The sequence below is a fragment of the Cupriavidus necator genome, from assembly GCF_013141915.1.
GTDB lineage: Bacteria > Pseudomonadota > Gammaproteobacteria > Burkholderiales > Burkholderiaceae > Cupriavidus > Cupriavidus necator_B.
Genome location: NZ_SROX01000023.1, coordinates 1 through 25033 on the forward strand (window position 1 = coordinate 1; position 25033 = coordinate 25033).

15 protein-coding genes, 6 tRNA genes and 1 other RNA gene are annotated in these 25033 nt (G+C 67.6%); 8 read left to right on the plus strand and 14 right to left on the minus strand.

Features of this window, described 5'->3' with window-relative positions; translation table 11 throughout:
• The coding region (locus tag E5S69_RS28730; RefSeq protein ID WP_171517840.1) for a DNA polymerase III subunit gamma/tau at window positions 1–1307 on the minus strand (1307 nt) is incomplete at its 3' end.
• A 120-nt stretch (window positions 1308–1427) separates the two neighbouring features.
• The gene (locus E5S69_RS28735; RefSeq protein WP_171517841.1) at window positions 1428–3914 is read right to left on the minus strand and encodes an adenosylcobalamin-dependent ribonucleoside-diphosphate reductase; all 2487 of its coding nucleotides are present in this window, start codon (window positions 3912–3914) and stop codon (window positions 1428–1430) included.
• Window positions 3915–4081: 167 nt separating this feature from the next.
• On the opposite strand from E5S69_RS28735, the gene ffs reads away from it, so the two are divergent.
• Window positions 4082–4180: signal recognition particle sRNA small type (gene ffs / locus E5S69_RS28740), an RNA gene on the plus strand.
• Between the two features lie 153 nt (window positions 4181–4333).
• On the opposite strand, the gene E5S69_RS28745 is transcribed toward ffs, so the two are convergent.
• The 3 genes from E5S69_RS28745 to E5S69_RS28755 form a co-directional block, all read right to left on the minus strand.
• Window positions 4334–7957, minus strand: coding sequence for a UvrD-helicase domain-containing protein (locus tag E5S69_RS28745; RefSeq protein ID WP_171517842.1), 3624 nt, complete (start codon window positions 7955–7957; stop codon window positions 4334–4336).
• The gene (locus E5S69_RS28750; RefSeq protein WP_171517843.1) at window positions 7954–10818 is read right to left on the minus strand and encodes a PD-(D/E)XK nuclease family protein; all 2865 of its coding nucleotides are present in this window, start codon (window positions 10816–10818) and stop codon (window positions 7954–7956) included. The genes E5S69_RS28745 and E5S69_RS28750 overlap by 4 nt, the downstream gene beginning before the upstream one ends.
• A 123-nt stretch (window positions 10819–10941) precedes the next feature.
• The gene (locus E5S69_RS28755) at window positions 10942–11214 is read right to left on the minus strand and encodes a hypothetical protein (protein WP_171517844.1); all 273 of its coding nucleotides are present in this window, start codon (window positions 11212–11214) and stop codon (window positions 10942–10944) included.
• A 447-nt stretch (window positions 11215–11661) separates the two neighbouring features.
• On the opposite strand from E5S69_RS28755, the gene trxA reads away from it, so the two are divergent.
• From trxA to E5S69_RS28785, 6 genes are all read left to right on the plus strand, one after another.
• Window positions 11662–11988, plus strand: a complete 327-nt coding sequence (gene trxA / locus E5S69_RS28760) for a thioredoxin TrxA (RefSeq protein ID WP_010814265.1) — start codon at window positions 11662–11664, stop codon at window positions 11986–11988.
• Window positions 11989–12168: 180 nt separating this feature from the next.
• Window positions 12169–13431, plus strand: coding sequence for a transcription termination factor Rho (rho, locus tag E5S69_RS28765; RefSeq protein WP_012353193.1), 1263 nt, complete (start codon window positions 12169–12171; stop codon window positions 13429–13431).
• A 75-nt stretch (window positions 13432–13506) separates the two neighbouring features.
• Window positions 13507–14358, plus strand: coding sequence for a M90 family metallopeptidase (locus E5S69_RS28770; RefSeq protein ID WP_171517845.1), 852 nt, complete (start codon window positions 13507–13509; stop codon window positions 14356–14358).
• A gap of 196 nt (window positions 14359–14554) precedes the next feature.
• Entirely contained in the window at window positions 14555–14815 is a 261-nt protein-coding gene (locus E5S69_RS28775) for a type B 50S ribosomal protein L31 (RefSeq protein ID WP_010814268.1), read from the plus strand.
• Window positions 14816–15057: 242 nt separating this feature from the next.
• A complete protein-coding gene (locus tag E5S69_RS28780; RefSeq protein WP_171517846.1) occupies window positions 15058–16845 on the plus strand; it encodes an ArnT family glycosyltransferase in 1788 nt (595 codons plus the stop codon).
• A gap of 118 nt (window positions 16846–16963) precedes the next feature.
• Window positions 16964–18316, plus strand: coding sequence for an MATE family efflux transporter (locus E5S69_RS28785; RefSeq protein WP_171517847.1), 1353 nt, complete (start codon window positions 16964–16966; stop codon window positions 18314–18316).
• Window positions 18317–18392: 76 nt separating this feature from the next.
• Here E5S69_RS28785 and E5S69_RS28790 read toward each other — a convergent pair.
• From E5S69_RS28790 to gltX, 7 genes are all read right to left on the minus strand, one after another.
• Window positions 18393–18469 (minus strand) — tRNA-Asp (locus tag E5S69_RS28790).
• 69 nt (window positions 18470–18538) lie between these two features.
• Window positions 18539–18614 (minus strand) — tRNA-Glu (locus E5S69_RS28795).
• Window positions 18615–18721: 107 nt separating this feature from the next.
• Window positions 18722–18797: transfer RNA gene (locus tag E5S69_RS28800), tRNA-Ala, on the minus strand.
• A gap of 196 nt (window positions 18798–18993) precedes the next feature.
• Window positions 18994–19070: transfer RNA gene (locus E5S69_RS28805), tRNA-Asp, on the minus strand.
• A gap of 69 nt (window positions 19071–19139) precedes the next feature.
• A tRNA-Glu gene (locus E5S69_RS28810) sits at window positions 19140–19215 on the minus strand.
• A gap of 67 nt (window positions 19216–19282) precedes the next feature.
• Window positions 19283–19358: transfer RNA gene (locus E5S69_RS28815), tRNA-Ala, on the minus strand.
• A 270-nt stretch (window positions 19359–19628) separates the two neighbouring features.
• Window positions 19629–21029, minus strand: coding sequence for a glutamate--tRNA ligase (gene gltX / locus E5S69_RS28820; RefSeq protein WP_171517848.1), 1401 nt, complete (start codon window positions 21027–21029; stop codon window positions 19629–19631).
• A 256-nt stretch (window positions 21030–21285) separates the two neighbouring features.
• On the opposite strand from gltX, the gene E5S69_RS28825 reads away from it, so the two are divergent.
• On the plus strand, window positions 21286–22212 hold the full coding sequence (locus E5S69_RS28825) for a patatin-like phospholipase family protein (RefSeq protein WP_171517849.1): 927 nt from the start codon (window positions 21286–21288) through the stop codon (window positions 22210–22212).
• Window positions 22213–22287: 75 nt separating this feature from the next.
• On the opposite strand, the gene E5S69_RS28830 is transcribed toward E5S69_RS28825, so the two are convergent.
• Both E5S69_RS28830 and E5S69_RS28835 read right to left on the minus strand, forming a co-directional pair.
• Window positions 22288–22968 (minus strand): C40 family peptidase, encoded by a 681-nt coding sequence (locus E5S69_RS28830; RefSeq protein WP_171517850.1) that lies wholly within the window; start codon window positions 22966–22968, stop codon window positions 22288–22290.
• A gap of 408 nt (window positions 22969–23376) precedes the next feature.
• Window positions 23377–24990: an ABC transporter ATP-binding protein gene (locus E5S69_RS28835; protein WP_171517914.1), complete on the minus strand. Its 1614-nt coding sequence runs from the start codon at window positions 24988–24990 to the stop codon at window positions 23377–23379.
• Window positions 24991–25033 lie beyond the last annotated feature (43 nt).

The window sequence follows — 25033 nt, forward strand, 5'->3', positions numbered from 1 at the left end:
GCAGCGGCGGGCTCGGCCGTGGCCGCCGCCGGCACCGCCGCGGGCACCGGCACGGCATCGGTCATCATTGCGGGGGCGGGGGCGGCGGCAGCCGCTGCCGTCGCTGCCTGGCGTGCCTCGGCCGGACGCGCCACGGCTGGCGTGCCGGCACTGCGCTGGCGCGCGGGCGCGGCGCCGCCGCCCTGCCCCGGCGCGGCGTCCGGTTCCGACGACGGCCGGAACGCCAGCATGCGCAGCAGCGTCATGGTGAAGCCGGCGTACTCGTCCGGCGCCAGCGCCAGCTCGCTGCGGCCCAGGTTGGCGATCTGGTAGAACAGCTGGACTTCCTGCGCGTCGAACACGCCGGCCAGGCGCCGCACCTCGTCAGCCTCGGGCCATTCGTCCTGCACCGAGGCCGGCACGGCCTGCGCCAGCGCCACCTTGTGCAGCAGCGAACCGAGATCCTGCAGCGCGCCGGCGAACGACAGGCTGCGGTCGGCCATGGCATCGGCGATCGCCAGCATGGCGGCGCCATCTTCGGCGGCCAGTGCATCGAGCAGCTGCACCAGGTAGCCCTGGTCGATCGCGCCCAGCATGCCACGCACAGCGTCCTCGGACACCTGCCCCGCGCTGTAGGCGATGGCCTGGTCGGTCAGCGACAGCGCATCGCGCATCGAACCATGCGCGGCCTGCGCCAGCAGCCGCAGCGCGTTGCCGTCGTGGGCAATGCCTTCCTGGGCCAGGATATGGTCCAGGTGCGAGACGATATGTCCCGGCGGCATCTGTTTCAGGTTGAACTGCAGGCAGCGCGACAGCACCGTGACCGGGATCTTCTGCGGGTCGGTGGTGGCCAGGATGAACTTGACGTGACCGGGCGGCTCTTCCAGCGTCTTCAGCATGGCGTTGAAGGCGTGGTTGGTCAGCATGTGCACTTCGTCGATCATGTAGACCTTGAAGCGCCCGGCGGTGGGAGCGTAGACGGCCTTGTCCAGCAGCTGCGCCATCTCGTCGACGCCGCGGTTGGACGCGGCATCCATCTCGATGTAGTCGACAAAGCGACCGCTGTCGATTTCCTGGCAGGCCTTGCACTGCCCGCACGGCTGGGCGGTGATGCCGCCGCTGCCGTCAGGGCCGGTGCAGTTCAGGGCCTTGGCCAGGATCCGCGACAGCGTAGTCTTGCCGACTCCGCGCGTGCCGGTGAACAGGTAGGCATGGTGCAGCCGCTGTTGTTCCAGCGCGTGCGTGAGCGCGCGGACCACGTGCTCCTGGCCGACCAGCGTGGTGAAATCCCTGGGGCGCCATTTGCGCGCTAGAACTTGATAACTCATGGCGGCGATTGTAGCAAAAGGCGGCCCCCCTCCGGCCGCCGCGGCACCTGCCCCGCGGTCTTTATCCGGCCCCGCCGCCAGCAGCCCTCGCCGGGGGCCGCAAGCCGCCCGCGAGCGGGCTCAGCCGCACTCGCCGACGTAGCCGCAATTGGCGCATTTGGCACAGCCATCGACCTTGTGCAAGGCGTGGGCGCCACACTCCGGGCAAGGCTTGCCGGTGCCCACCCCGGGCGTGCCCGGCGCCGCGCTGGCCGGGCCGGCAAGGTCAGCCCCAGCCGCCAGCCCCTGGCCACCGCCGTCGCGCTGCGCCAGCCGCGCGGCCAGCGCCGCCACCGGCACCTGGCCGCCGTCGGCGTCCAGGAAGCCGCGCTTGATCAGGATGCGCTGCAGAGCATAGCTCAGCGCCGCCACCTCGGAATCATGGAAGCGCGGCACCTCGGTGCCGTCCTGCCGCACCAGGGTGCCGTAGCGCACCGTGCCCTTGTCCCACACCACGTTGCGCATGTCGGCCAGCGCCTTGGCCACCGAGCCGCCCGAGCGCGCCACCATCGACAGCAGCCGCATGGTGGAGGTGATCCATTGCTGGCCCTCGCTGCGCTGGCCCGCCGGCATGAAGAACTCCACCGGGCGCTCGATCTCCACCGGCTTGCCGTCGGCCACGCCGGCAACGCGCATGAAGTTGACGGTCAGGTAGACGGTCTTGTGGCCCTCGTAGGTCAGGTATTCGACCTTGGAGGTCACGCCCTCCAGGTCGCCCACCGGCCGGCTGCCGAACGGGCGCACCAGCGGATTGTCGTCGGCCGCGGGCGCGGGTGCCGCGGCGGGCGCCGCGACGGACAGCACCGCGCCCAGCACCGGATTCGGCCGGTAGGTGGCCAGCCCTTTCAGGCCGGCCTTCCAGGCCTCGAAGTACAGGTTGCGGAAGGCTTCGTAGGGATAGTCCTCCGGCACATTGACGGTCTTGCTGATGCTGGTGTCGATATACGGCTGCACCGCTTCCAGCATCCGCATATGGTCCAGCGCCGACATCTGCAGCGCGGTGACGAACGCATCCGGCAACTGCGCCATGTCGGCTCCCATGTGACGGTAAAGCCGCCAGGCATGGTCCGCCACCTCGAAGCTGCGATAGCTGTTGTCCGGCATGCGCTTCTTGCGGTTGTAGGTCCACGAGAAGGCGGGCTCGATGCCATTGGACGCATTGTCGGCAAAGGCCAGCGTGATGGTGCCGGTGGGCGCGATCGACAGCAGGTGCGAGTTGCGCAGCCCATGGCGGCCAATGGCGTCGCGCACCGGCTCCGGCAGCCGGCTGGCGAAGCCGCTCTGCAGGTAGGCGCCGGCATCGAACAAGGGGAAGGCGCCCTTTTGCGCCGCCAGCTCCGTCGACGCCAGGTAGGCGTCGTCGCGCATGCGCTCCGAGATCCGCGCCGCCAGCTGCCGCGCCGGCTCGGTGTCGTAGCGCAGGCACAGCATCACCAGCGCGCTGCCCAGCCCGAGGAAGCCCAGCCCGACGCGGCGCTTGGCGTGAGCCTCGGCCTGCTGTTCGGGCAACGGCCAGAAGGTCACGTCGAGCACGTTGTCGAGCATGCGCACCGCAACGCGCACCACCTCGGCAAAGGCTTCGAAATCGAACGCGGCCTGCGGCGAGAACGGCTGGCGCACGAAGCGGGTCAGGTTGACCGAGCCCAGGCAGCAGCAGCCATAGGGCGGCAGCGGTTGCTCGGCGCAGGGGTTGGTGGCCTCGATGCGCTCGCAGTAATAGAGGTTGTTGTCGGCGTTGATCTGCGACAGGAACAGGATGCCCGGCTCGGCATGGTCGTAGGTGGCCTGCATGACCTGGTCCCACAGGTTGCGCGCCGGCACGCGCCGGTACACCCACTGGCCATCGTCGCGGCGGTATGCGCCGGCGGCGATCATGTCAGCGCCGGGCTCGGCCTCGTGCACCAGTTCGACTTCGGCGTCGGCCTGCACCGCCTGCATGAATTCGTCCGTGACGCCGATGGAGATATTGAAGTTGCTGAGTTCGCCCTTGTCCTTGGCGTGGATAAAGCTCTCGATATCCGGATGGTCGCAGCGCAGCACGCCCATCTGCGCGCCGCGGCGCGCGCCGGCCGATTCCACCGTGGCGCACGAGGCGTCGAACACCTTCATGAACGATACCGGCCCCGAGGCGCGCGAATGCGTGGCCCGCACCAGCGCCCCCGCCGGGCGGATCGCGGAGAAGTCATAGCCCACGCCGCCGCCGCGGCGCATGGTTTCGGCGGCCTGCGCCACCGCCGCGTAGATGCTGGGGCGGCCGTCGCGCGGCTCCGACACCGAATCGCCCACCGGCTGCACGAAGCAGTTGATCAGCGTCGCCTGGATGCCGGTGCCGGCCGCCGAATTGATGCGCCCGGCCGGCACGAAGCCGTTTTCCTGCGCCCACAGGAAGCGCGCGCTCCAGGCTTCGCGCTGGTCCTCGGGCTCGGCCTGGGCCAGCGCGCGCGCCACGCGCTGCCTGACGTCAGCGATGCTGCGTTCTTCGCCCTTGGCGTATTTTTCGATCAGGACTTCGGTGGAGATTTCCTGCGGCGCCAGCGCGCCGCGAATGATCTGGTCGTTTGCGTTCATGTATTGGCTCACCACGTTTGCGGGTCGGTGAATGGTCGGGCCAGCGCGGGCCGCATTGCCTGCGCCAGATCAACCCGGCGCCATGGCGCGGACAATGACCCGCGCCTGCCAAGGGCATTCGATGCAAATCCTGCGCGCGCCCGCGCTCTGGGGTACAATGCGCCTCGGACGGGCCTCCTCGCATGGTGGCGCGGTCAACCTGGTCAGGTCGGGAACGAAGCAGCCACAGCCGTTTTCCGCCAGTGCCGAGGGTCAGGCTCGTCCACCTCACACCTCCCTTCCGCCGTACCCCTGCTTCAATCCCCGAGCCGCTTGCAGCGCAGTCCCTGTCACTTTAGTACAGAGCTGCCGCCATCGCGCGCGCCATGCGTCCCATTTTGCGCCGATTCTGGCACCCTGTCCGGGGCACCATTCAACTATCAGAACAGCGAACCCTGCTGCGGCACCGGCGGCGCCAGGCGCTCGGCGGGAATCCATTCGCCCTCGGCGGTGGCCACGCCCGCCTCGATGCGCTTGCCGGGAAACATCGGCGCGATTGCCGCGGCGTAGCGGCCCAGCTGCGCGCGATAGGCGGCGTGCTCCTGTGGCAGCAGCCGCAGCTTGTAGTCGACGATGACGACGCGTTCGTCGAATTCCACCAGCCGGTCAATACGCAGCAGGCGGCCACGTGCGTCATAGAGTTCGACTTCGTTGCGCGCGCTGCACGCATCACCTGCCCCGAGCAAGGGCGCCAGCGCGGGCGCGCGCAGCATTGCCGCCACCGCCTCCAGCGCTTCTTCCACCTGCTGCCGCCACGCCTGCCGTGCCGCCTCGGTGTGCGCGCCGGTCAGAGGGAACCAGCGCAACACAGTGTCGATCGCGGGCACGCCGGCAAAGGCGTCGGGATAGCGCGTCAGCCGTTCCAGCAGCGCATGCACCAGTTCGCCATGGCGGGCCGCGGCGGCGTTGAAGACGATGCCTTCGGACTCATCTCCGGCCTCCGCAGCGGCCTCCGCATCGGCCTCTGCAAAGGCGATCTCCCGGCGGTCATCGGCGGCGTCGCGGTAGCGCAGCCGGAAGTCGGTAAAGCGCACCGGCTCGCTCAGGCGTGCGAGCGTTGACGGCTGGTCCTGCGCCGCTGCCGCGTCGGCCAGTGCTCCCGGATAGGCCGGCACCATCTCGCCGACACCCGCGGCCTGCAGCCGCACATACCAGCTGCCGGCGATCTCGGCATTGCCTTCGCCCGCGCCACTGCGGCTGGCGCGGCCCTTGACGCCGCTGACCAGCAGGCCCTGTTGCGCGCGCGTCATGGCCACGTACAGCAGGTTCCAGTTCTCGCGCTCGCCTAGCGCCGCCTCGGCGTCGAACAGCGGCGCCCGCGCCAGCCCGCGCTCGCTGCGCTTGCCGTACGCGGAGAAATGCCGTGGCACCGGCGACGACGGCGGCCAGTCGACCAGGATGCCGCCGCGGTCCGCGGCGGGCTCGCTGTGGTTGGCGTCGAGCAGCACCACGAACGGTGCTTCGAGCCCCTTGGCGGCATGCACGGTCAAGATGTGGACCGCGTCGAGGCCGGCGTAGGCTGGATCCTCCCCGCCCGGCTCCGCCTCCTCGGCAAGCTCGCCCATGCCGCCTTCGTCGGGGCTTTCGCCTTCGTCGCCGCGGCGGATTTCCTGCAGTTCGTCGATAAACTTCGGCAGGCTCGGATAGCGCCCGCCGTCGAGGTCCAGCGACAGTTTCAGGAAGGCGTCGAGGTTGGCCAGCACCTGTTCGCGGATATCCGGCGGCGCGGCTTCGGCGTAGCGGCGCCGCACCTCGCCGCCATGGAAGATCTGGTCGATCAGGTCATGCACCGGCTGGTGCGGCGCGACGCGCAGCCACTGGCGCAGCCGCGGCACGCCTTCGCGCAGCGCGTCCGATACCTGCGCGGGCAAACCGTTGGCCTCCAGGCGCGCCCACCAGCCGCCCTCGCCCTCCATCTGCGCGAGGGCCAGCAGGTCATCGTCGGTCGCGCCCACCAGCGGGCTCTTCAGTACGTGCGCGAAATCGAGGTCCGACTCCGGCGTCATCAGGAACGCCAGCAGCGCCGACAGGTCCAGCGCCTCGAGCGTGGCCAGCAGGCCGCCGCGGCGCGGGCTCAGGCACGGGATGCCGGCCTCGCGCAAGGCGCGCTCGTAGTCGGCCAGATGGGTCTTGCGGCGCACCAGCAGGTGCATGTCGCTCCAGCGCGCGGGCCGCTGCGTATTGCCTTCATGCACCGGCACGGTATCGCGCACCAGCCGCAGCCACGCGGCCACGCGCCGCCCTTCCTCCAGCCGCAGCGAATCGCCGGCCTGCCGGCGCGGCTGCAGCAGCGTATCGCGATGCGCGCCGGCGGCTGCGGCCGGTTCTTCGTCGGCCGTCTCGGCCGCGCTGTCATCGGCCTCGTCGGGCTCCACCAGCGGCAACAGCCAGACCGGCCCGCCGCAGCCGCCCAGCGCCGTGGTCTGGGTCGAGTACAGCGGATAGCGGCCCTCGGCGCGCGCGCTGTCGAACACGGCGTTGACCCAGTCGAGCACTTCGGCGCGATTGCGCCGGGTGCGGTTGGTGCGCAACACAGTGGCGCCGAACGCATCGCGCAGCATCTCGCCGGCGGCGCCGAAGAGCCGGGCATCGGCACGGCGGAAACGGTAGATCGATTGCTTGGGGTCGCCCACCAGGAACACCGTCGGCCGCTCGCCCAGCCCCGCGTAGCCGGCCAGCCAGCCCTGCAGGATGCGCCATTGCAGCGGGTTGGTGTCCTGGAACTCATCGAGCAGCAAGTGGCGGTAGCGCGCATCGAGCCGCACCTGCAGGTAGGTGGCGGTCTCTTCGTCCGACATCAGCCGCGCAGCCTGCCATTCGAGGTCGGCGAAGTCCATCGCGCGCTGTTCGTCCTTGTACCGCTGGTAGCGCGTCAGCAGCGCGTCGCCGATGCAGAACAGGGCCCGGTTGATCGCCAGCACGGCAGCTTCGCAGCAGCGCGCGCTGATATCGTCGAGCATCGCGCAGATCGTGGCATGCTCGTCCAGCAGCGCATCGACCATGCCCTCGCCGCCGGCGGCCTTGACCAGCGCCGCGGTGCGCCGCAGCGAGCGCGGCCCGCCCGTGGTGGTGAAGAAGGCGGCGCGCAACTGCGCGAACACCCGTTCGGCAGGCTTGCCGGGCATGGCGCCGGCTTCGCGCCACGCCGTGATCGCCATCAGCGCCTCGGTGATGCGGCCGGCGTGGGTCTGCTCGCTCTTGCCCGCCGCGCCCAGCCGCGCCGCCAGCGCTTCGCAGGCATCGCGCCAGCCTTCGTCGGCCAGCGCCTGCAGCAGCACGTCGCCCTGCGCGTCCTCGCCCAGGCAGTCGGACAATGCCTGCTGCGGGTCACCACCCTCCTGCATTGCCCACCATTCGCTGCGGGCGTGGAACATCGCGTCAAGCAGCGCGCGCCCCTGGAAATCGCCGACGGTATCGACCAGCGTTTCCCAGGCGGCGCGCAGCTCGGCGTATACCGGCGTGGCCAGCGCGCGCCACACCGGTGCCCAGGCCTCGCGCTTCATGCGCAGCGCATCTTCGCGCAGCGCCGCGCCCGGGACGATGCCCGACGCCAGCGGCGCGCCGCGCAGCAGCGTGCCAAACCAGCCGTGGAAGGTGTCGATGGCCATGCGCCCCGGTGCGGCCAGCACCTGCGCATGCAGCCCGCGCGCGCGCGGCAGCGCCTCGCGTGCGGCGTCGGGGGCAAGGCCACGCTGCACCAGCGCGGCGATCACGTCGTCGTCGCTGTCGCGCGACAGTTGCGCCAGCACCTCGAGCAGGCGGTCGCGCATTTCTTCGGCGGCCTTGCGCGTGAAGGTGATCGCCAGGATCTCGTGCGGCGCCGCGCCGGCCAGCAGCAGGCGCACCAGCCGCGCCACCAGCAACCAGGTCTTGCCGCTGCCGGCGCAGGCTTCCACCACCACCGACCGCGCCGGATCGCAGGCCGCGCGCGTGAACTCGGCCTCGGACACCGGTGCGCCGTCGCGCTGGTAAGGTTGGATCTCGTGCAGATCGTGAGGCGTCATGATGTCAGCGCCGGCACGGCGGTGGAGTCCCAGAAGCCCTTGCGGCACAGGCCGCGGGCAGTGCAATACACGCAGGCCGCGGCATCGCCGAAGGCCGGCAGCTTCGCGCCCTGGCGCAGGCGCATCACGTCGTCGCGCATCTGGCGTTCGAGCCAGGTGACGGCGGCCTCGAAATCCGGCAGGCCGACCTCGCGCTGCGCCGCCGACGCGCCCTCGCGCGCGCCTTCGAGCGAGACCCAGCTGCCCGCCGCGGCATCGGCGCGCAGCAGGCCGTAGAACGGCAACTGGCAGTCTTCCCCGACCTCGGCCAGCTTGCGCTTGAGCCGGGTGGCGCTCTGGGTCTTGTAGTCGAGCACGGCATGCGCGCCGCCCGGTCCCTGGTCAAGCCGGTCGATGCGGCCGGTCAGGCGCAGCGGCTGGCCGTCCGGCATCGGCAGGTCGATGCCGGCATCGAGCTCGCCGCCGCGCCAGAACCAGCCCTCGGCCTCGCGCGCGGACTGCCAAGCGACATACGACGGCAACACCTCGCGCCAGCGCCGGTAGTAGGCAATGGCGTTGCCGTCCTCGGCCATCAGCGCCCCGAACACTTCTTCCGATATCTCGGCAAGGCGTGCCAGGCGCGCCTCGTCGGACATGGTTTCGCCGCGCTCGCGCCGCGCCTGCAGCTCCTTGTGGTAGCTCAGCAGCACGCGGTGCAGGGTCTCGCCGATTTCGCGCTTCTCCAGCTCGTCGCTGACCGTCTCCAGCCCGGCCAGGCCCAGCATGCGGCCGGCAAAGAACTGGTAGGGGCAGCGGCGCAGCATGTTGTATGCCTGCGCGCTCCAGCGCACCGGCACCAGCGCGGGCTCGGCCGCCGGGGCCGGCATGCCGCGCACCTCGGCGAAGGTCTCGTGCGCCAGCGGTGCAACGGCGGCTTCGATGCTGACCCCGGCGCGCGCGCAGCATGCCGCCAGCCGCTCGATCCAGCCTGACACGTGGTGCGGCTCGCCACGGCTGCCGTAGCGCTGCCAGGTCAGCACCACGTCGTCGTTGTTCAGCAGCACCTCGGCAAGGTCGCGCGCCTGTTGCGCGAAGCGCGCCTCGCGGTCTTCGAGATCCAGTTCGCGCCGCATCTGGTTGGAAAAAAACATCAGCTCGGCGGCGCTGGACGGCAACTGCGCGTCATCGCAGCCAACGATCACCACGCCCTCGAAGCGCCGCATGCGCGCGCCGTTCAGGGGCAGGATGGTGATGCGCGCGGGCCCGCCGGCCGACGGTTCCTTGTAGGCGACCGATTCCAGCAGCGCCGACAGCATCGCGCGGAACTCGCCCTGCGACAGCGTGGCGTGGCCGCCGGTCTCGTCGCGCGGCAGGTCCTGCAGCCGCGCCAGTGCATCGAGCAGCTGGCCGCCGGCATCGTCAGCGGCCAGCGCGGCGCGCATGCCGAGGCGGTCGAGCATACCGTCGAGCCGCTCCAGCCACGTCGCCAGCGGATGCTGCGCGAGGCCGCGCGGCCAGCGTTCGGCCTCGTCGGCCAGCAAGCCAATCAGGCCATGGGCCGCGCGGCGCGGCACCTGGTCGGCCTCCTCATCGTCGGCCGCGGCCTGCTGCGCGCTTGCCGGCGTGTGTGCGAACAACTGGCGCAGCCGCGCCCAGCCGCCGGTAATGCCTTCGCGCCGCACCTGGCGTTCGAGCAGCGCGATGGCCGCGCCGCGCGCGGCGACGTCGGGCAGGCAGAACGGGCTCTTGAGCAGGTCCAGCAGCGCGGCGGTATCGCCATCGCGCACCAGCAGGTCGAACCAGCGCATCAGCGCGGCGGCGGCGCGCGTGGTGGAGAGCTTCCAGCCGGTCTCGTCGCGCACCGGCGCGCCGGCGCGCGCCAGCAGCGCGCGCGCGCGGCGTGCCACCACGCGGTCGTGCGCGACCAGCGCCACCTGGCGACGGCCCTGGTTGAGCCACTGCACCAGCTGCGCGGCGGCGGCAGCGGCCTCGTCCTCGAAGCGCGCGCAGCCAACCACGCGCACCGACGGGCGCTGCGGGGGCAGTGCCGGCATTGCCGGCGCAGCCTCGGTATCTTCGGCGATCCTGGCTTCCGGCCACAGCGTCAGCAGCGCCTGGTACCAGCCGCCCTCGCCCTCGCCCTCGCCCTCGCCGCTCCAGTCATAGCCAACCTGAAGCACCGGCACCAGCTCGGCGGCATCGCGCAGGAACGCCGCTTCGAGCGGCGTCGGCGGCGTCGGCGCAATCCAGACCACCGGGCCGCGCAAGTGCTGGGACAGTTCGCGCAACGCGCGGCGCTTCGCCGGCAGCGGATCGTCGGGCCCGGACAGCGCTTGCCAGAACGCCAGCACGATGCGGGCTTCCTCGCCCAGGAAGCGCTCTGACAGATGCGAATAGGTCCGCGCCAGCGCGCCCTGCAGCAGGCCGGCGCGATCGTCGCCGTCGATCTCGTCGTCGTCGCGGATGGCGGCGTCTTCGAGCCAGCGCGCGCTGAGCTCGTCGCAGATCGTCAGCAGCGTCTGCGACAGCCCCCATGCCGCGGTTTCGTTCTGGGCGCCGAAGGCACGGCGCAGCCAGTCTTGCCCGCGCATCGCCTGCTGCACCGCAAGCAGGCGCGCGGCCGGGCTGCGCACCGGGGCGCCGTCCGGCGGCAGGTCGAGCAGCCAGTGGCCCAGCGTCAGCACGCGCGGCAGCAGCCGCGGCCGCCCGGAGGCACGCGCCGCGGCGTCGAGCGCCTCGCGCACGCCCGGAATCTGCGCGGCGGTCGGCACCACCACGTGCGCAGCCGCCTCGGGCGCGCCGCAGCGGTCAAGGAAATACCAGGCAGCGGTGGCCGCCTGTTCAAGAAAGTCGGGGCCTGGGCGAAAACTTAGCGACGTCATGGGCCGTCATCGGGGCACGTGGGCCGCTGTATCAGGTAACAACGGAAGGCAACAAAGGCAGAGCCCCACCAGCCGGCATGGCCGCCAGCGGGACATCGCGGTACGGGGACAGACTGCGCCGCTTCAGTCAGATCCGCCTTCCAGGCGGGCGCGGATCTCGCGCGCGGTTTCGAGCAGGCCCTCGTAACCCGAGCGCGCATGCTCGGGCAAGTCCGGGTCGCCAACCAGGGTGCCAAGCGTTTCAATAATGCTGTAGACCAGCCCGCGGGCGGCACCGCTGGCGATGCTGTTGGTCTCGACGGCGCTGCTGATGTGGTCCAGCGCATCGCTCAGGTGGTCGACGTCCGGCGCCTGGCCGGGCTCGGGCTGCGAAGGCTTGTGGGGATCGGTGTTCATGTCGATGACCTAGTCAGGGGCGCAGGGTGCATGGGAATGGTGCGCCGCGAGACGCCCACCGGGCGCCGTGCGAACCGCTTCTATTCTACGCGCGCGCTGTACGCATCTGGCACGGCGGCGCGCACAAGTGCATTCTATGACACCCGCTCCAACCGCCGCCGCGATTGGGTAAATCTCTCGCCGCCATTGAAAATAAGCATTTCAATGAATTAAACCTTTGCACCAGAATAACGGCATTGCTTGCGAGCCCTGCTGGCGCGGGTGCCGGCGCCGGTCTTGAAAATCGGCAAACTGGTAACATATCGACAGCACCGGGCGCGGTAGCGGCCTCTACCGCCTGCTTCAGGCTGAAGGGGTGGCCCGACGGGTCCGCGCAATCTCGTGTAAGGTAACGGCTCGGCCGTCCAGCCTTCAACATAAACAGAGCGAAACCAGAGGTTTTCCGCCATGAGCGAACAAATCAAGTATGTGAGCGACGCCTCGTTCGACGCTGACGTCCTCCAGTCCGACAAGCCCGTCCTGCTCGATTTCTGGGCGGAATGGTGCGGCCCCTGCAAGATGATCGCGCCGATCCTGGATGAAGTCGCCAAGGACTACGGTGACAAGCTGCAGATCGCCAAGATCAATGTCGATGAAAACCAGCAGGTGCCGGCCAAGTTCGGCATCCGCGGCATCCCCACGCTGATCCTGTTCAAGAACGGCGCGGTCGCGGCCCAGAAGGTCGGCGCGTTGTCCAAGTCGCAACTGACCGCCTTCCTCGACGGCAACCTGTAAGCTGCGCGCCGGGACCCGAACCACGGTCCCGGTTTCGTCACGATCCGACGTGCGTGCGCCACACCCTGGCGCGCCGGTCGGATTGTGCTAAGATGCCACCAACAACTCCCCGAGCGTTCGCTCATTTTCTCCCCCTTCCTTTAGGTCTCGCCCGTCCGGGCCCATCTGTACCCCTCGTCTATGCACCTGACAGAACTCAAATCGCTTCACGTGTCTGCGCTTCTCGAAATGGCGGCTACGCTCGAGATCGACAACGCACAACGGATGCGCAAACAGGAACTGATGTTTGCGATCCTGAAGAAGCGCGCCAAGATGGGCGAAACCATCTACGGAGACGGCACGCTGGAAGTTCTGCCTGACGGCTTCGGTTTCCTGCGCTCGCCCGAGACCTCCTACCTGGCCAGCACCGACGACATCTACATCAGCCCGTCGCAGATCCGTCGCTTCAACCTGCACACCGGCGATTCGATCGAAGGCGAGGTGCGCACGCCCAAGGACGGCGAGCGCTATTTCGCGCTGGTCAAGGTAGACAAGGTCAACGGCCAGGCCCCTGAAGCGGTCAAGAACCGCATCATGTTCGAAAACCTGACGCCGCTGCATCCGAACCGGCCGCTCACGCTCGAACGCGACATCAAGGCCGAGGAAAACATCACCGGCCGCATCATCGACATGATCGCCCCGATCGGCCGCGGCCAGCGCGCGCTGCTGGTGGCGTCGCCCAAGTCGGGCAAGACCGTGATGCTGCAACACATTGCACACGCGATCGCCAACAATCATCCGGAAGCCGACCTGTTCGTGCTGCTGATCGACGAACGCCCGGAAGAAGTGACCGAGATGCAGCGCTCGGTGCGCGGCGAAGTGGTCGCCTCCACCTTCGACGAACCGGCCATCCGCCACGTGCAGGTTGCCGAAATGGTGATCGAGAAAGCCAAGCGCCTGGTCGAGCTGAAGCGCGACGTGGTGATCCTGCTGGACTCCATCACCCGCCTCGCGCGCGCCTACAACACCGTGGTGCCGGCCTCGGGCAAGGTGCTGACCGGCGGCGTCGACGCCAACGCGCTGCAGCGCCCGAAGCGCTTCTTCGGCGCCGCGCGCAACCTGGAGGAAGGCGGCTCGCTGACCATCATCGCCACCGCGCTGATCGAAACCGGCAGCCGCATGGACGACGTGATCTACGAAGAGTTCAAGGGCACCGGCAACATGGAAGTGCACCTGGAACGCCGCCTCGCCGAAAAGCGCGTCTATCCGTCGATCAACCTGAACAAGTCGGGCACGCGCCGCGAAGAACTGCTGATCAAGCCGGACATCCTGCAAAAGATCTGGGTGCTGCGCAAGTTCATCTCCGACATGGATGAAGTGCAGGCGATGGAATTCATCATGGACAAGATGAAGGCCACCAAGAACAACGCCGAGTTTTTCGATATGATGCGCCGAGGCGGCTAAGCCTCGCTGCGGCCGTGCCGCAACGCAGACAGGAAGGCGTGCCGCGGCACGCCTTTTTTGTTGTTCGACCATTCCATGCTTGGCAAACTGACCACCTTCCTGCGTTCGCGCTCTCGCGCCCGCAAGCTCGAGCACTACGCCATCCCCGACGCGCTATGGTCGCGCACCGTGGCCGCGCTGCCGTTCGTGCAGCGCTACGGCAGCACTGACCTGGCGGCGCTGCGCGAGCTGGCCACGCTGTTCATCGCCGAGAAGGAATACTCCACCGCGCATGACCTGCCGCTGGCCGACGACATGGTGGTCAGCGTCGCGGTGCAGGCCTGCGTGCCGATCCTGAAACTGGGACTGCCGTGGTACCGCGGCTGGCATGGCATCGTGCTGTACCCGGGCGAGTTCATCATCCGGCGAACCGTGCAGGACGAGATCGGCCTGGTCCATGGCGTGGTCGAGGAAGCCAGCGGCGAAGCCTGGGAACACGGGCCGGTGATCTTGTCCTGGCCCGACGTGCACAGCCCTGGCGCTGGCATCGACAGCGACCATGACCTGCCGGCGGACACCTACAACGTGGTCATCCACGAATTCGCCCACAAGCTCGACATGCTCGACGGCGAGCCCGACGGCGTGCCGGCGTTCTCGCGCGTGCTGCATCCGGATGTCGACGCCGAAGCGTGGGCCGAGACTTTCCTGAGTGAGTACGATCGCTTCGCCGAAGCCTGGGACGCGCGGGACGAGGCCGACTGGGAGCATCCGGAGCGCCTGCCCGCGGCCCTGCGCATCATCGACCCCTACGGCAGCGAGGCGCCGAGCGAATTCTTTGCCGTGACTTCAGAGGCATTTTTTGTCGAGCCAGGCGGACTGGCGCGGCATTGGCCCGTGGTATATCAGTCGCTGGCGGCGTTCTATCGGCAGGATCCGGCCGCGATGTGAAAAAAGCGTCTCTTCGAGGCACAACACTTTGTTGGGCCGGTGCGCTCGCACCCTTCCCCAAGTATTTGTTTTTCTGCCATAATCCCGGTTTGCCCGTATCGGCAAGTGGTTCGTTCGTCGCCGCGCCATGCCTTCTCCCACTGGCGGAGAACTGCGGATTGCAACGGACTGGCTACCTAACCAGAAAGGACTCATCATGAAAGAAGGCATTCACCCGAATTACCGCGAAGTCGTGTTCCAGGACATGTCCAGCGACTTCAGCTTCATCACCCGCTCGACCATCCAGACCAAGGACAAGATCGTGAAGGACGGCAAGGAATATCCGCTGGCCAAGATCGAAGTCTCGTCGGAATCGCACCCGTTCTACACCGGCACCCAAAAGATCATGGACACCGCCGGCCGCGTGGAAAAGTTCCGCCAGAAGTTCGGCAACAAGCTGGGCAAGGCTGCGAAGTAATCGCGTTCAGCGACCCCGCTGCGCGCATCCCGCGGACCAGTTCCGGGAGCGCGCGAACCAGTAAAGAGGCAGCATCGGCTGCCTCTTTGCTTTTGTGCCGGCGCTATCGGCCGGCACTGCTTGTCATTTGGACTTACCCCCACGTTCCGTGGGGCTTCCACGCCATGCCGCGGCCATGCGGCCGCCGCATGCGCGATACTGTGGCCTTCGCGCCATGGCGCCACGGCCCGACCTGAGCATCGATGCGTCAAGCCAACACCTCACCCGTCCAGTTGACCGCGGCCGCCACCGGCGCCCTGCCGCGCGCGCTGCTGCTAGCCATCTGCATCATCTACGGCCTGGTCGGCCTGTTCGGGCGCGACCCGTGGAAGAACGAGGACGCCGCGGGCTTCGGTGTCATGTGGCAGCTCGCCACCGGCAGCATGCACGACTGGCTGATGCCGAACATCGTCGGCCGCCCCTACAGCGAGGACGGCCCGCTGGTGTTCTGGGTCGGCGCGATGATGATTCGCGGTTTCGGCGGCTGGCTGGGCGCGACTGACGCGGCGCGGCTGGCAACGGCGCTGTTCTTTTTCTCGACCTGCGCCTGCATCTGGTACACCACCTACCTGCTGGGCCGGCGCGATGAAGTCCAGCCCTTTGCCTATGCCTTCGGCGGCCAGCCCAATGCGCGCGATTACGGCCGCACGCTGGCCGACGGCGCGCTGCTGATCTTCCTCGCCTGCGTGGGCCTGGCCATGCGCGGGCACGAGACCACGCCGCAGGTCGGCCAGGTGGCGTTCATCGCTTTGGCGCTGTACGGCATGGTGCGCAGCCTCGACAAGCCCACCCAGGGCAGCCTGATCTATGGCGCCGCGCTGGGCGGCCTCTCGCTGGCCAGCGGGCCGCTGCTGGCGTTGGCGCTGGCGCTGGGCACGGCGACCTGCGCGCTGGTGTGCAAGCCGCTGCCGTGGCGGCGCCTGGCCGCAATCGGCATCCCGCTGGCGCTGCTGATCGTGTCGGCATGGCTGGCGGCTGCCTACTTCGGCGCAGCCGACCGCGACGAGGCCGTGGCATTTATCCGCGAATGGTCGCGCTATGACCGCCGCAGCTATGGCTCGCCGAATATGGCGACCTTCGGCTTCAACATGCGCAACCTGTTCCTGTACACGTGGCCGGTGTGGCCGATCGCGGGCTGGGCCTGGATCGCCTGGACCGGCATGCGCCGCGCGCCCCACGTGGCCGCTCCGCTGGCGTTGCTGCTGCCGGTGCTGGTCCTGCTGTTCCTGCAACGCAGTGCCGGCGACGTGCAGTTCATCCTGCTGCTGCCGCCGATGGCGGCGCTGGCGGCGTTTGCCTTGCCGACGCTGGCGCGCGGCGTGATCAATGCCATCGACTGGTTCGCGCTGCTGTTCTTCACCATCTTCGGCGGCACGGTCTGGTTCATGTGGATCGCCAAGACCACCGGCTGGCCACCGCGCATCGCGCGCAACGTGTTCCGCCAGCTGCCGGGCTACCAGCATGAGTTCACCATCGCCGCGGTGGTGTTTGCGCTGGCGGCGACGGTGGCGTGGGTATTGATCGTGCGCTGGCGGCTGTCGCGCGCGCCCAAGCAGATCTGGCGCCCGGTGGTGATCTCCGCGGCCGGCACTACCCTGATGTGGGTCATGGCGATGACGCTGTGGCTGCCCTCGATCAATTACGGCAAGACCTATCGCGACGTGGCGCAGGCGGCATCGATGGCGCTGCCGCCGGCTTACCAGTGCGTGCAGCCGATCCGAATGGGCGATGCGCAGCTGGCATCGTTCGCCTACTTCGGCCATATTCGCTTTGGCGGACCCAACGACGGCTGCGACGTGCTGCTGCGCCACGATGCGGTGGACTACGGCGAGCCGGGCAATATCTCGCACTTCGAGTGGCGGCTGATCTGGGAAGGCCGGCGCCCGGCCGACCGCGACGAGCGCTTCCGCATGTATCGCCTGGTCGATACCGCACGCGCGGTCCACCCGCACCCCGACCTGCCGCGACGCCGACTGCCGCGCCAGCCCTGATCCAGCCCTGTCCACCGATAGCACCCCGATACACCGCAGCGCCTGACGCGCCCACGAACCATTCCGGCCGCAGGCGGCTGCGGGCTGGACTTCCAGCCCGCCCCCTGCAGAGCCCTGAATGACACTGTTCCAAGACCTTCGCCGCATTGCCAGCCTGGCCGCCCCCGTGCTGGCCGGGCAACTCGCCGTGATCGCCTTCGGCGTGATCGATACCGTGATGGCCGGGCGCGCGTCCGCCACCGACCTCGCCGCCGTCGGGCTGGGCGGATCGATCTACGTGACTGTCTATATCAGCCTGATGGGCGTGCTGCAGGCGCTGTCGCCCATCGCCGGCCAGCTCTATGGCGCCGGCCGCCTCGAGGCCATCGGTGCGGAAGTCCGGCAGGCCGCATGGCTGGGCGCCGCGCTGGCGCTGCCGGGCGTGCTGCTGCTGGCGTTCCCCGGCCCGCTGCTGGGCTTCGCCAAAGCCCCGCCGGAACTGGTCGAGAAGGCCACCGCCTACCTGCATTTCGGCGCCTTCGGCTTGCCGGCGGCACTGGCCTTCCGCATCTATTCGGCGCTGAACAATGCGCTGTCCCGGCCGATCATGGTGACGGTGCTGCAGGTAGGCGGCCTGGCGCTCAAGGTACCGCTCAATGCCTGGTTTATCCACGGCGGCCTGGGCGTGCCGGCGATGGGCGGTCCCGGCTGCGGCCTGGCCTCGACGCTGATCAGCTGGACCTGGTGCATCGCCGCGGTGCTGATCCTGCGCCATGGCAGCGCCTATCATGCGCTGCGCATTTTCGACACCTGGAGCTGGCCCGCCGCCGCGCCGCTGCGCGCGCTGTTGCGCCTGGGCGTGCCGATGGGACTGACCTACCTGATCGAGATCACCTCGTTCACGCTGATGTCGATCTTCATCACGCGCCTGGGCACGGTGACGCTCGCCGGGCACCAGATCATCGCCAACCTCGGGGCGGTGGCCTACATGCTGCCGCTGTCGCTTGGGATTGCCACCTCGACGCTGGTGGCACAGCATCTCGGCGCGCGCGACCGGGCGGGCGCCAGCCGCCTCGCCTGGCGCGGCATCCGCATGGCGGTGGTGCTCGCCGTACTGACCGGCGCCCTGCTGTGGCTGCTGCGCAAGCCGGTGCTGGACGCCTATGCCAGCGACCCCGCGGTGGTAGCCGCCGCGCTGCCGCTGGTGCTGTTCGTGGCGTTCTACCAGGCCTTCGACGCGGTGCAGGTCATGACGGCCTTTATCCTGCGCGCATACAAGATCGCGCTGGTCCCGACGGTGATTTACGCGGGCTCGCTCTGGGGCATCGGCCTGGGCGGAGGGTACGTGCTGGGATTTGGATTGATCGACGGCATGCCGGCCTTCACGCATGGCGCGAGCGGCTTCTGGCTGGCCAACAGCATCAGCCTGGCCATTGCTGGGCTGCTGCTGGTGCGGTATTTCAGCCGGGTCAGCAAGGGACAGGCGAATTGATCCGATGGGCCGACCACCATGGCAGGCCCGATTCGACCACTGAAAGAAAAAAGCCCGCTTGCGCGGGCTTTTGAATTGGCGGAGTGGACGGGACTCGAACCCGCGACCCCCGGCGTGACAGGCCGGTATTCTAACCGACTGAACTACCACTCCTTAGTCGGCTGCCAACCCCGGCTGATGCCTGAGTCGACATGCTGGACGTCTGATTACGCCCTGCTGTTATGGCGTCCCCTAGGGGATTCGAACCCCTGTACTCACCGTGAAAGGGTGATGTCCTAGGCCTCTAGACGAAGGGGACAGAAACTTGTTGTTCAACGCGTTTGCTGTCTTGCGCTGGAAAGTCCGCCATCATAGCAGTCTTTTTCGCGCTTGGGAAGCTTCTTTTCAGATGCTGCCCAAAATTCCTGGTGGAGCTAAGCGGGATCGAACCGCTGACCTCTTGCATGCCATGCAAGCGCTCTCCCAGCTGAGCTATAGCCCCGTATCCGATACTCCGGACGGTTACTGCTGAATCATTCGACTGCCGCCACTTGCGCAGCGTTTGCAGCGAAGACAGGATTATATAGCGATATTCACAACGAATGCAACACATTTTATTGCATTTACTGCGATTCGAAACATAATCCCTCACCCAAAAGAAAAACCCGCATGGTGGATACACCATGCGGGTTTAGTTTTGGCGGAGTGGACGGGACTCGAACCCGCGACCCCCGGCGTGACAGGCCGGTATTCTAACCGACTGAACTACCACTCCTTAGTCGGCTGCCAACTCCGGCTGATGCCTGAGTCGACATGCTGGACGTCTGATTACGCCCTGCTGTTATGGCGTCCCCTAGGGGATTCGAACCCCTGTACTCACCGTGAAAGGGTGATGTCCTAGGCCTCTAGACGAAGGGGACAGAAACTTGTCTTTCAACACGTTTCGGTCTGGCACCAACCGATATTGCGTGGCCGGCGCCTGAATCTTGGTGGAGCTAAGCGGGATCGAACCGCTGACCTCTTGCATGCCATGCAAGCGCTCTCCCAGCTGAGCTATAGCCCCATGGTACTGCTATTTACTGCCACTTGCCGCAGCGCCTGAATTAACTACCGTTTCAAGCGAAGCCAAGATTATATATCAATCATTAATCTTTGCAAGTTCCCGTTTCAGCTTTTTTCGCCGGCTCTGCGCTTTAATAATCCGCTCAGAGAAGACGAGGATCCTTGCGGATCCGCCGGCCCGCTTGGTCGTTGACCGCGCTGCAGGGAGAAAGAGATTATGCGCAAGTCCGCGCCGAAGCGCAAGCCCCGGCGCCGATTTTTTTGCGTCTTCTCAGGCAGCGGCGGCGAGGCGGCGCAGCACTGTGTCGCGGCCGAACAGCTCCAGTACCGCGTCGATGCTCGGCGTCTGCAGCTGGCCCGCCACCAGCAGGCGCACCGGCATGGCCAGCCTGGGCATCTTCAGCCCGAATTCGGCCAGCACGGCCTTGAAGGTGGCGCTGATGCCCTCGCGCGTCCACGCCGGCAGCGCGGCCAGCTGTGCCGACAGGGCCGCCAGCGCCGGCTGGATCTCCGGGGTCAGGTGTTCCGCCTTGAGGGCAGCGTCGGGCTGCGGCTCACCGCGGTAAAACAGCAGCGCGGCCTGCGCAACTTCCTTCAGCGTGTTGGCACGATCCTTCACCAGCGCAATCACGCCGACCAGGTCTGCCCCTTCGACCTTGCCACCAAGGGCCTCGATAAAGGGCTGCGTCAGCGTCGCCAGGCGCTGGTTGTCACCGACCTTGATGTAGTGGTTGTTGAGCCAGGCCAGCTTTTCGGGGTTGTACTGGGCGGGCGACTTGCCCAGGTGCTCCAGGTCGAACCATTCGACAAACTGCTCGCGCGTGAAGATTTCGGCATCGCCGTGGGCCCAGCCCAGGCGCGCGAGGTAGTTCAGCACGGCCTCGGGCAGATAGCCCTCGTCGCGATAGCCGGTCACGCTCATCGCGCCATGGCGCTTGCTCATCTTCTCGCCCTGCTCGTTGAGCACGGTCGGCAGGTGAGCATAGACCGGCGGCGTGCCGCCCAGCGCGCGGATGATATTGATCTGGCGCGGCGTGTTGTTGACGTGGTCGTCGCCGCGGATCACGTGCGTGATCTTCATGTCGAGATCGTCAACCACCACGCAAAAGTTGTAGGTGGGCGTGCCGTCGGGGCGCGCGATCACGAGGTCGTCGAGCTCGTCGTTGGAAATCTCGATGCGGCCCTTGACCGCGTCGTCCCACACCACGCTGCCGCCGATGGGGTTTTTGAAGCGGATCACCGGATCCACGCCGGCCGGCGGTTCGGGCAGCACCTTGCCCGGCTCCGGTCGCCAGAAGCCGTTGTAGCGCGGCTTTTCGCCGCGTTCGCGCTGGGCTTCGCGCAGCGCATCCAGCTCTGCCGTGCTCATGTAGCAACGGTAGGCCAGTCCGGCCTCGACCATCTGCGCCACCACCGCGCGATAGCGGTCCATGCGCTGCATCTGGTAGAACGGCCCTTCGTCGATATCCAGTTCCAGCCAAGCCATGCTTTCGAGGATCACGTCGACGGCTTCCTGCGACGAGCGCTCGACGTCGGTATCCTCGATGCGCAGGATGAAATCGCCCTGCATGCGGCGGGCAAAGGCCCAGGGATAGAGCGCGGAGCGGATGTTGCCGAGATGGATAAAACCGGTTGGGCTCGGCGCAAAGCGGGTGCGGACGCGTTGGGTCATGGTCTGGGGAAAAACAAGAAAGCCCGCGCGCGGCGGCGCGCAGGCTGGTGTATGTGCGGGCCTTGCATTATACCAACGCGTATTGCAACGCCCTGCCCCGTTATCCCGCTGCGCGCACCGGCTCCGCGCGGAATCATTTATGCTTGCGCCGGTCTGAGGTGTGGCCGGCGCGCGGGCCGACGACGCGAACCTTGACAGAGAAGCGTGCGCATCACATCGTCTCCGCCGGCCCCACCTTGCTACCGATTCCCGCTGCATGCAACGACGTCATTTTCTCGGCATTCCCGCCGCCGCCCTGCTGGCGGGCTGCGCCTTTGGCCCGCGCCCCGCGCCGCCGGCCACGGCCACGCCCTCGCCGGCCGTCCCGCGCCCCATCAAGATCGGCCTGGCCCTGGGTGGCGGCGCGGCGCGCGGCTTTGCCCATATCGGCGTGATCAAGGCGCTCGAGGCCCAGGGCATCCACGCCGACCTCGTCACCGGCACCAGCGCCGGCGCTGTCGTGGCGGCGCTGTACGCCAGCGGCCTCGATGGCTTCCAGCTGAACAAGCTGGCACTGACCATGGACGAAGCCGCGATCGCCGACTGGGCACTGCCGTTCGGCACCCGCTTCGGCGGCTGGCTCAAGGGCGAGGCGCTGCAGAACTACATCAACCGGCTGGTGCAGAACCGGACCATCGAGGCCATGAAGCTGCCGTTGGGCATCGTCGCCACCGACCTCAAGAGCGGCGAAAAGATCCTGTTCCGCCGCGGCAACACGGGACAGGCCGTGCGCGCCTCGAGCAGCGTGCCGGGCGTGTTCCAGCCGGTGTCGATCCAGGGGCATGACTATGTCGACGGGGGCCTGGTCGAGCCGGTGCCGGTGGATTCGGCGCGCAGCATGGGTGCGGACTTTGTCATCGCGGTCAATATCTCGGCCGACCCGTCGGCGCAGAAGAACGCTGGACAAAGCGGCGTGCTGCTGCAGACCACGGCAATCATGGGCCAGTCCATCAACAAGATGGCACTGGCGCGCGCCGACGTGGTGATCCGGCCCGAGCTGCCCGACATGGGTGGCAGCGATTTCAACGCGCGCAACCGCGCCGTGCTGGCAGGCGAACAGGCGACCGCGGCAGTCATGGCAACGCTGCGGCAGCGTCTGGAGCAGGCCCGGCTGGCGCCGGCGGGCAAGGTCGCGGCGCAGTAGCCGCGCCCACGCTGCTTGGGCAAAACAAAAAGGACTGCCGCAGCAGTCCTTTTTTGATTACAGCGGCGCCAGTCCTCAGCCGCCGTACATCGACGCGCGGCCGGCCTTGGGGTCGTAGCGCTTGAGCGTCTCGACCATGTCGCCAAGACCCTCGGCGCTGTGCTCCTTGCCGTCATCGATGCGGCGCGCACCGTTGTAGCGGGTCACCCAATAGGCCGCGCGCATGTCGTCGACGCGAATCTTGCTGCCGGTGGACGGCGCATGCACGAACTTGTTGTCGCCGATATAGATGCCGACATGCGAGAAGGTCTGGCGCATGGTGTTGAAGAACACCAGGTCGCCCGGACGCAGGTCGCTGGTGGCCACGGTGGTGCCGACGCGGCTGATTTCGACAGAGCGGCGCGGCAACATGAAGCCGAAGGTGTCATGGAACACGTAGCGAACGAAGCCGCTGCAGTCCAGGCCGGATTCGGGCGTGTTGCCGCCGAAGCGGTAACGCACGCCGATCAGGCCCAGCGCATTCATGACCAGGTCGCCAGCCTTGCTGGCAACGTTGCTGGTGGAATTCACCATCGACGACAGCAAGCCGCGCTTGCCTTCCGGATGCGAGTCCGCGGCCTGGGCCGTGGCATCGATACGGGTGTCGGCATCCTTGAATACCGTATCCGCCAGCACTCCATTCGACACAGTCGCACCGCAGGCAATGGCAAATCCGACGGCGGCGTGCGCCAGGGAATGAAGCACCGATCGCTGCATTGGTTCTCCTGTTGTTCTTTCCAAAGCAAGCCCCGGCACAAGGTCCGGGGCGGCTGGGTATGGGTGGATGTCGCGCGAACGTGCTCAGTGACGTCGGACGATCATCGTGTGAACTACGGGGCGAACCCTTTGCAAGCTCCGCGCCAGCAAGGCGCATCCGCTGCCGCACCGCGAACGTGCATGAAGAGCACAGATGCGCCGGACGGACCACCCCCAAAACTAGTTCTGGCGGGATGGTAAAGGGTTGTCATTCACATGTCAAAGTTCGTTACAAATTCGCCGGATTTGGCTTCCTAATCAACGATATAGACGGGTTTTCGCACCTTCTTTATTGGATCAATCCCATGGTTCGATGCTAGCCCCCTCCGACGCGGCAGCGTCGACGCATGCAACGGAAAGCACGCCCGATCAGGCTGCCCCGACCTGCGCCGCCGCCATCAGCTTGCGGGTGTAGGGATGTTGCGGTGCGCCCAGCACCATTTCAGTTTCGCCGGCTTCGACCACCTCGCCCGCCTTCATCACGATGACCCGATGCGCCATGGCGCGGATCACAGCGAGGTCATGGCTGATAAACAGGTAGCTGAGGTTGTACTTGTGCTGCAACTGGGACAGCAGCGCCAGCACCTGCTGCTGGATCGACACGTCCAGCGCCGAGGTGGGCTCGTCCAGCACCAGAATCTGCGGCTTGAGGATCAGCACGCGGGCGATGGCAATGCGCTGGCGCTGCCCGCCCGAGAATTCATGCGGATAGCGGCCCAGCGCGGTACGGTCCAGGCCGACCTCGCGCAGCGCCTCGATCACGCGCTGGCGCGTCGCCTCGCGCGACAGTCCGGGCTGGTGCAGCGCCAGGCCTTCGCCGACGATCTGCTCGATGGTCATGCGCGGCGCCAGCGATCCGAACGGATCCTGGAACACCACCTGCATGCGCGCGCGCAACTGGCGGCGATCGTCGCGCGTGGCGGTGTCGAAGCTGCGGCCCAGGAAATGGATGGTGCCCGCGCTCTTGCGCTGCAGCGCCAGCACGGTGTGGGCCAGCGTGGTCTTGCCCGAGCCGGACTCGCCCACGATGCCCAGGGTCTCGCCCTCGCGCAGCAGGAAGTCAACGTCCTTGACCGCCGCGAACTGGTCCTTGCCGAACCACCCCGCCAAGCCGCGGCGCTTGCGCGCATAGCTGACGCCCAGCTTGCGCGCCTCCAGCAGCACCGGCGCCAGCGGCACCAGCGGCAGCACCTCGCGCCGCGGGCGGCTGTCGATCAGCTTGCGGGTATAGGGATGCTGAGGCGCGGCGAACACCTTGGCGGTCTCGCCGGTCTCCACCAGCACGCCCTTCTCCATCACGCCCACGCGCTGCGCGAACGCGCGCACCAGGTTGAGGTCGTGGGTGATCAGCATCACCGCCATGCCGAACTCGGCCTGCAGGTCGCGCAGCAAGTCGAGGATCTGGGCGCGGATGGTCACGTCCAGCGCCGTGGTCGGTTCATCGGCCAGCAGCAGCTTGGGCCGGCACGCCAGCGCCATGGCGATCATGGCGCGCTGGCGCTGGCCGCCCGAGAGCTGGTGTGGAAAGCTGTCGAATCGGTGCGCGGCATCGCTGATGCCGGTGCGCTCAAGCAGCGCGATGGCCCGCTCGCGCGCGGCGCGCCGGTCCAGGCCTTCGTGCAGCGCCAGGGTTTCGACGATCTGGTTGCCGATGGTGTAGAGCGGGTTGAGCGCGGTCATCGGCTCCTGGAAGATCATCGCAATCTCGGCGCCGCGGATGCCGCGCATCTCGCGGTCGGATACCTCCAGCAGGTTCTTGCCCTCGAAGCGGATCGCGCCGTCGTAGTAGGCGTCTTCCACCAGCCGCAGCATGGCCAGCGCCGTCACGGTCTTGCCCGAGCCCGACTCGCCCACCAGCGCATAGCGCTCGCCGGCACGCAGGTCGAAGCTGACTTCGCGCACGGCGCGGGTGGCATGCTCGCCATGGCCGAAGGTGACGGACAGCTTGTCCACGCAGATCAGCGTGGACCCGGGCGCGGGCATCGGCGCCGGCGCCACGTCTGGCACGATCACAGGAGACACCGCG

Bases quoted from the DNA above. Each gene is read 5' to 3' on its own strand.
- E5S69_RS28735 (WP_171517841.1), bottom strand. From the start codon at position 3,914: ATGAACGCAAACGACCAGATCATTCGCGGCGCGCTGGCGCCGCAGGAA.
- E5S69_RS28745 (WP_171517842.1), bottom strand. From the start codon at position 7,957: ATGACGCCTCACGATCTGCACGAGATCCAACCTTACCAGCGCGACGGC.
- E5S69_RS28750 (WP_171517843.1), bottom strand. From the start codon at position 10,818: ATGACGTCGCTAAGTTTTCGCCCAGGCCCCGACTTTCTTGAACAGGCG.
- E5S69_RS28755 (WP_171517844.1), bottom strand. From the start codon at position 11,214: ATGAACACCGATCCCCACAAGCCTTCGCAGCCCGAGCCCGGCCAGGCG.
- trxA (WP_010814265.1), top strand. From the start codon at position 11,662: ATGAGCGAACAAATCAAGTATGTGAGCGACGCCTCGTTCGACGCTGAC.
- rho (WP_012353193.1), top strand. From the start codon at position 12,169: ATGCACCTGACAGAACTCAAATCGCTTCACGTGTCTGCGCTTCTCGAA.
- E5S69_RS28770 (WP_171517845.1), top strand. From the start codon at position 13,507: ATGCTTGGCAAACTGACCACCTTCCTGCGTTCGCGCTCTCGCGCCCGC.
- E5S69_RS28775 (WP_010814268.1), top strand. From the start codon at position 14,555: ATGAAAGAAGGCATTCACCCGAATTACCGCGAAGTCGTGTTCCAGGAC.
- E5S69_RS28780 (WP_171517846.1), top strand. From the start codon at position 15,058: ATGCGTCAAGCCAACACCTCACCCGTCCAGTTGACCGCGGCCGCCACC.
- E5S69_RS28785 (WP_171517847.1), top strand. From the start codon at position 16,964: ATGACACTGTTCCAAGACCTTCGCCGCATTGCCAGCCTGGCCGCCCCC.
- gltX (WP_171517848.1), bottom strand. From the start codon at position 21,029: ATGACCCAACGCGTCCGCACCCGCTTTGCGCCGAGCCCAACCGGTTTT.
- E5S69_RS28825 (WP_171517849.1), top strand. From the start codon at position 21,286: ATGCAACGACGTCATTTTCTCGGCATTCCCGCCGCCGCCCTGCTGGCG.
- E5S69_RS28830 (WP_171517850.1), bottom strand. From the start codon at position 22,968: ATGCAGCGATCGGTGCTTCATTCCCTGGCGCACGCCGCCGTCGGATTT.
- E5S69_RS28835 (WP_171517914.1), bottom strand. From the start codon at position 24,990: ATGCCCGCGCCCGGGTCCACGCTGATCTGCGTGGACAAGCTGTCCGTC.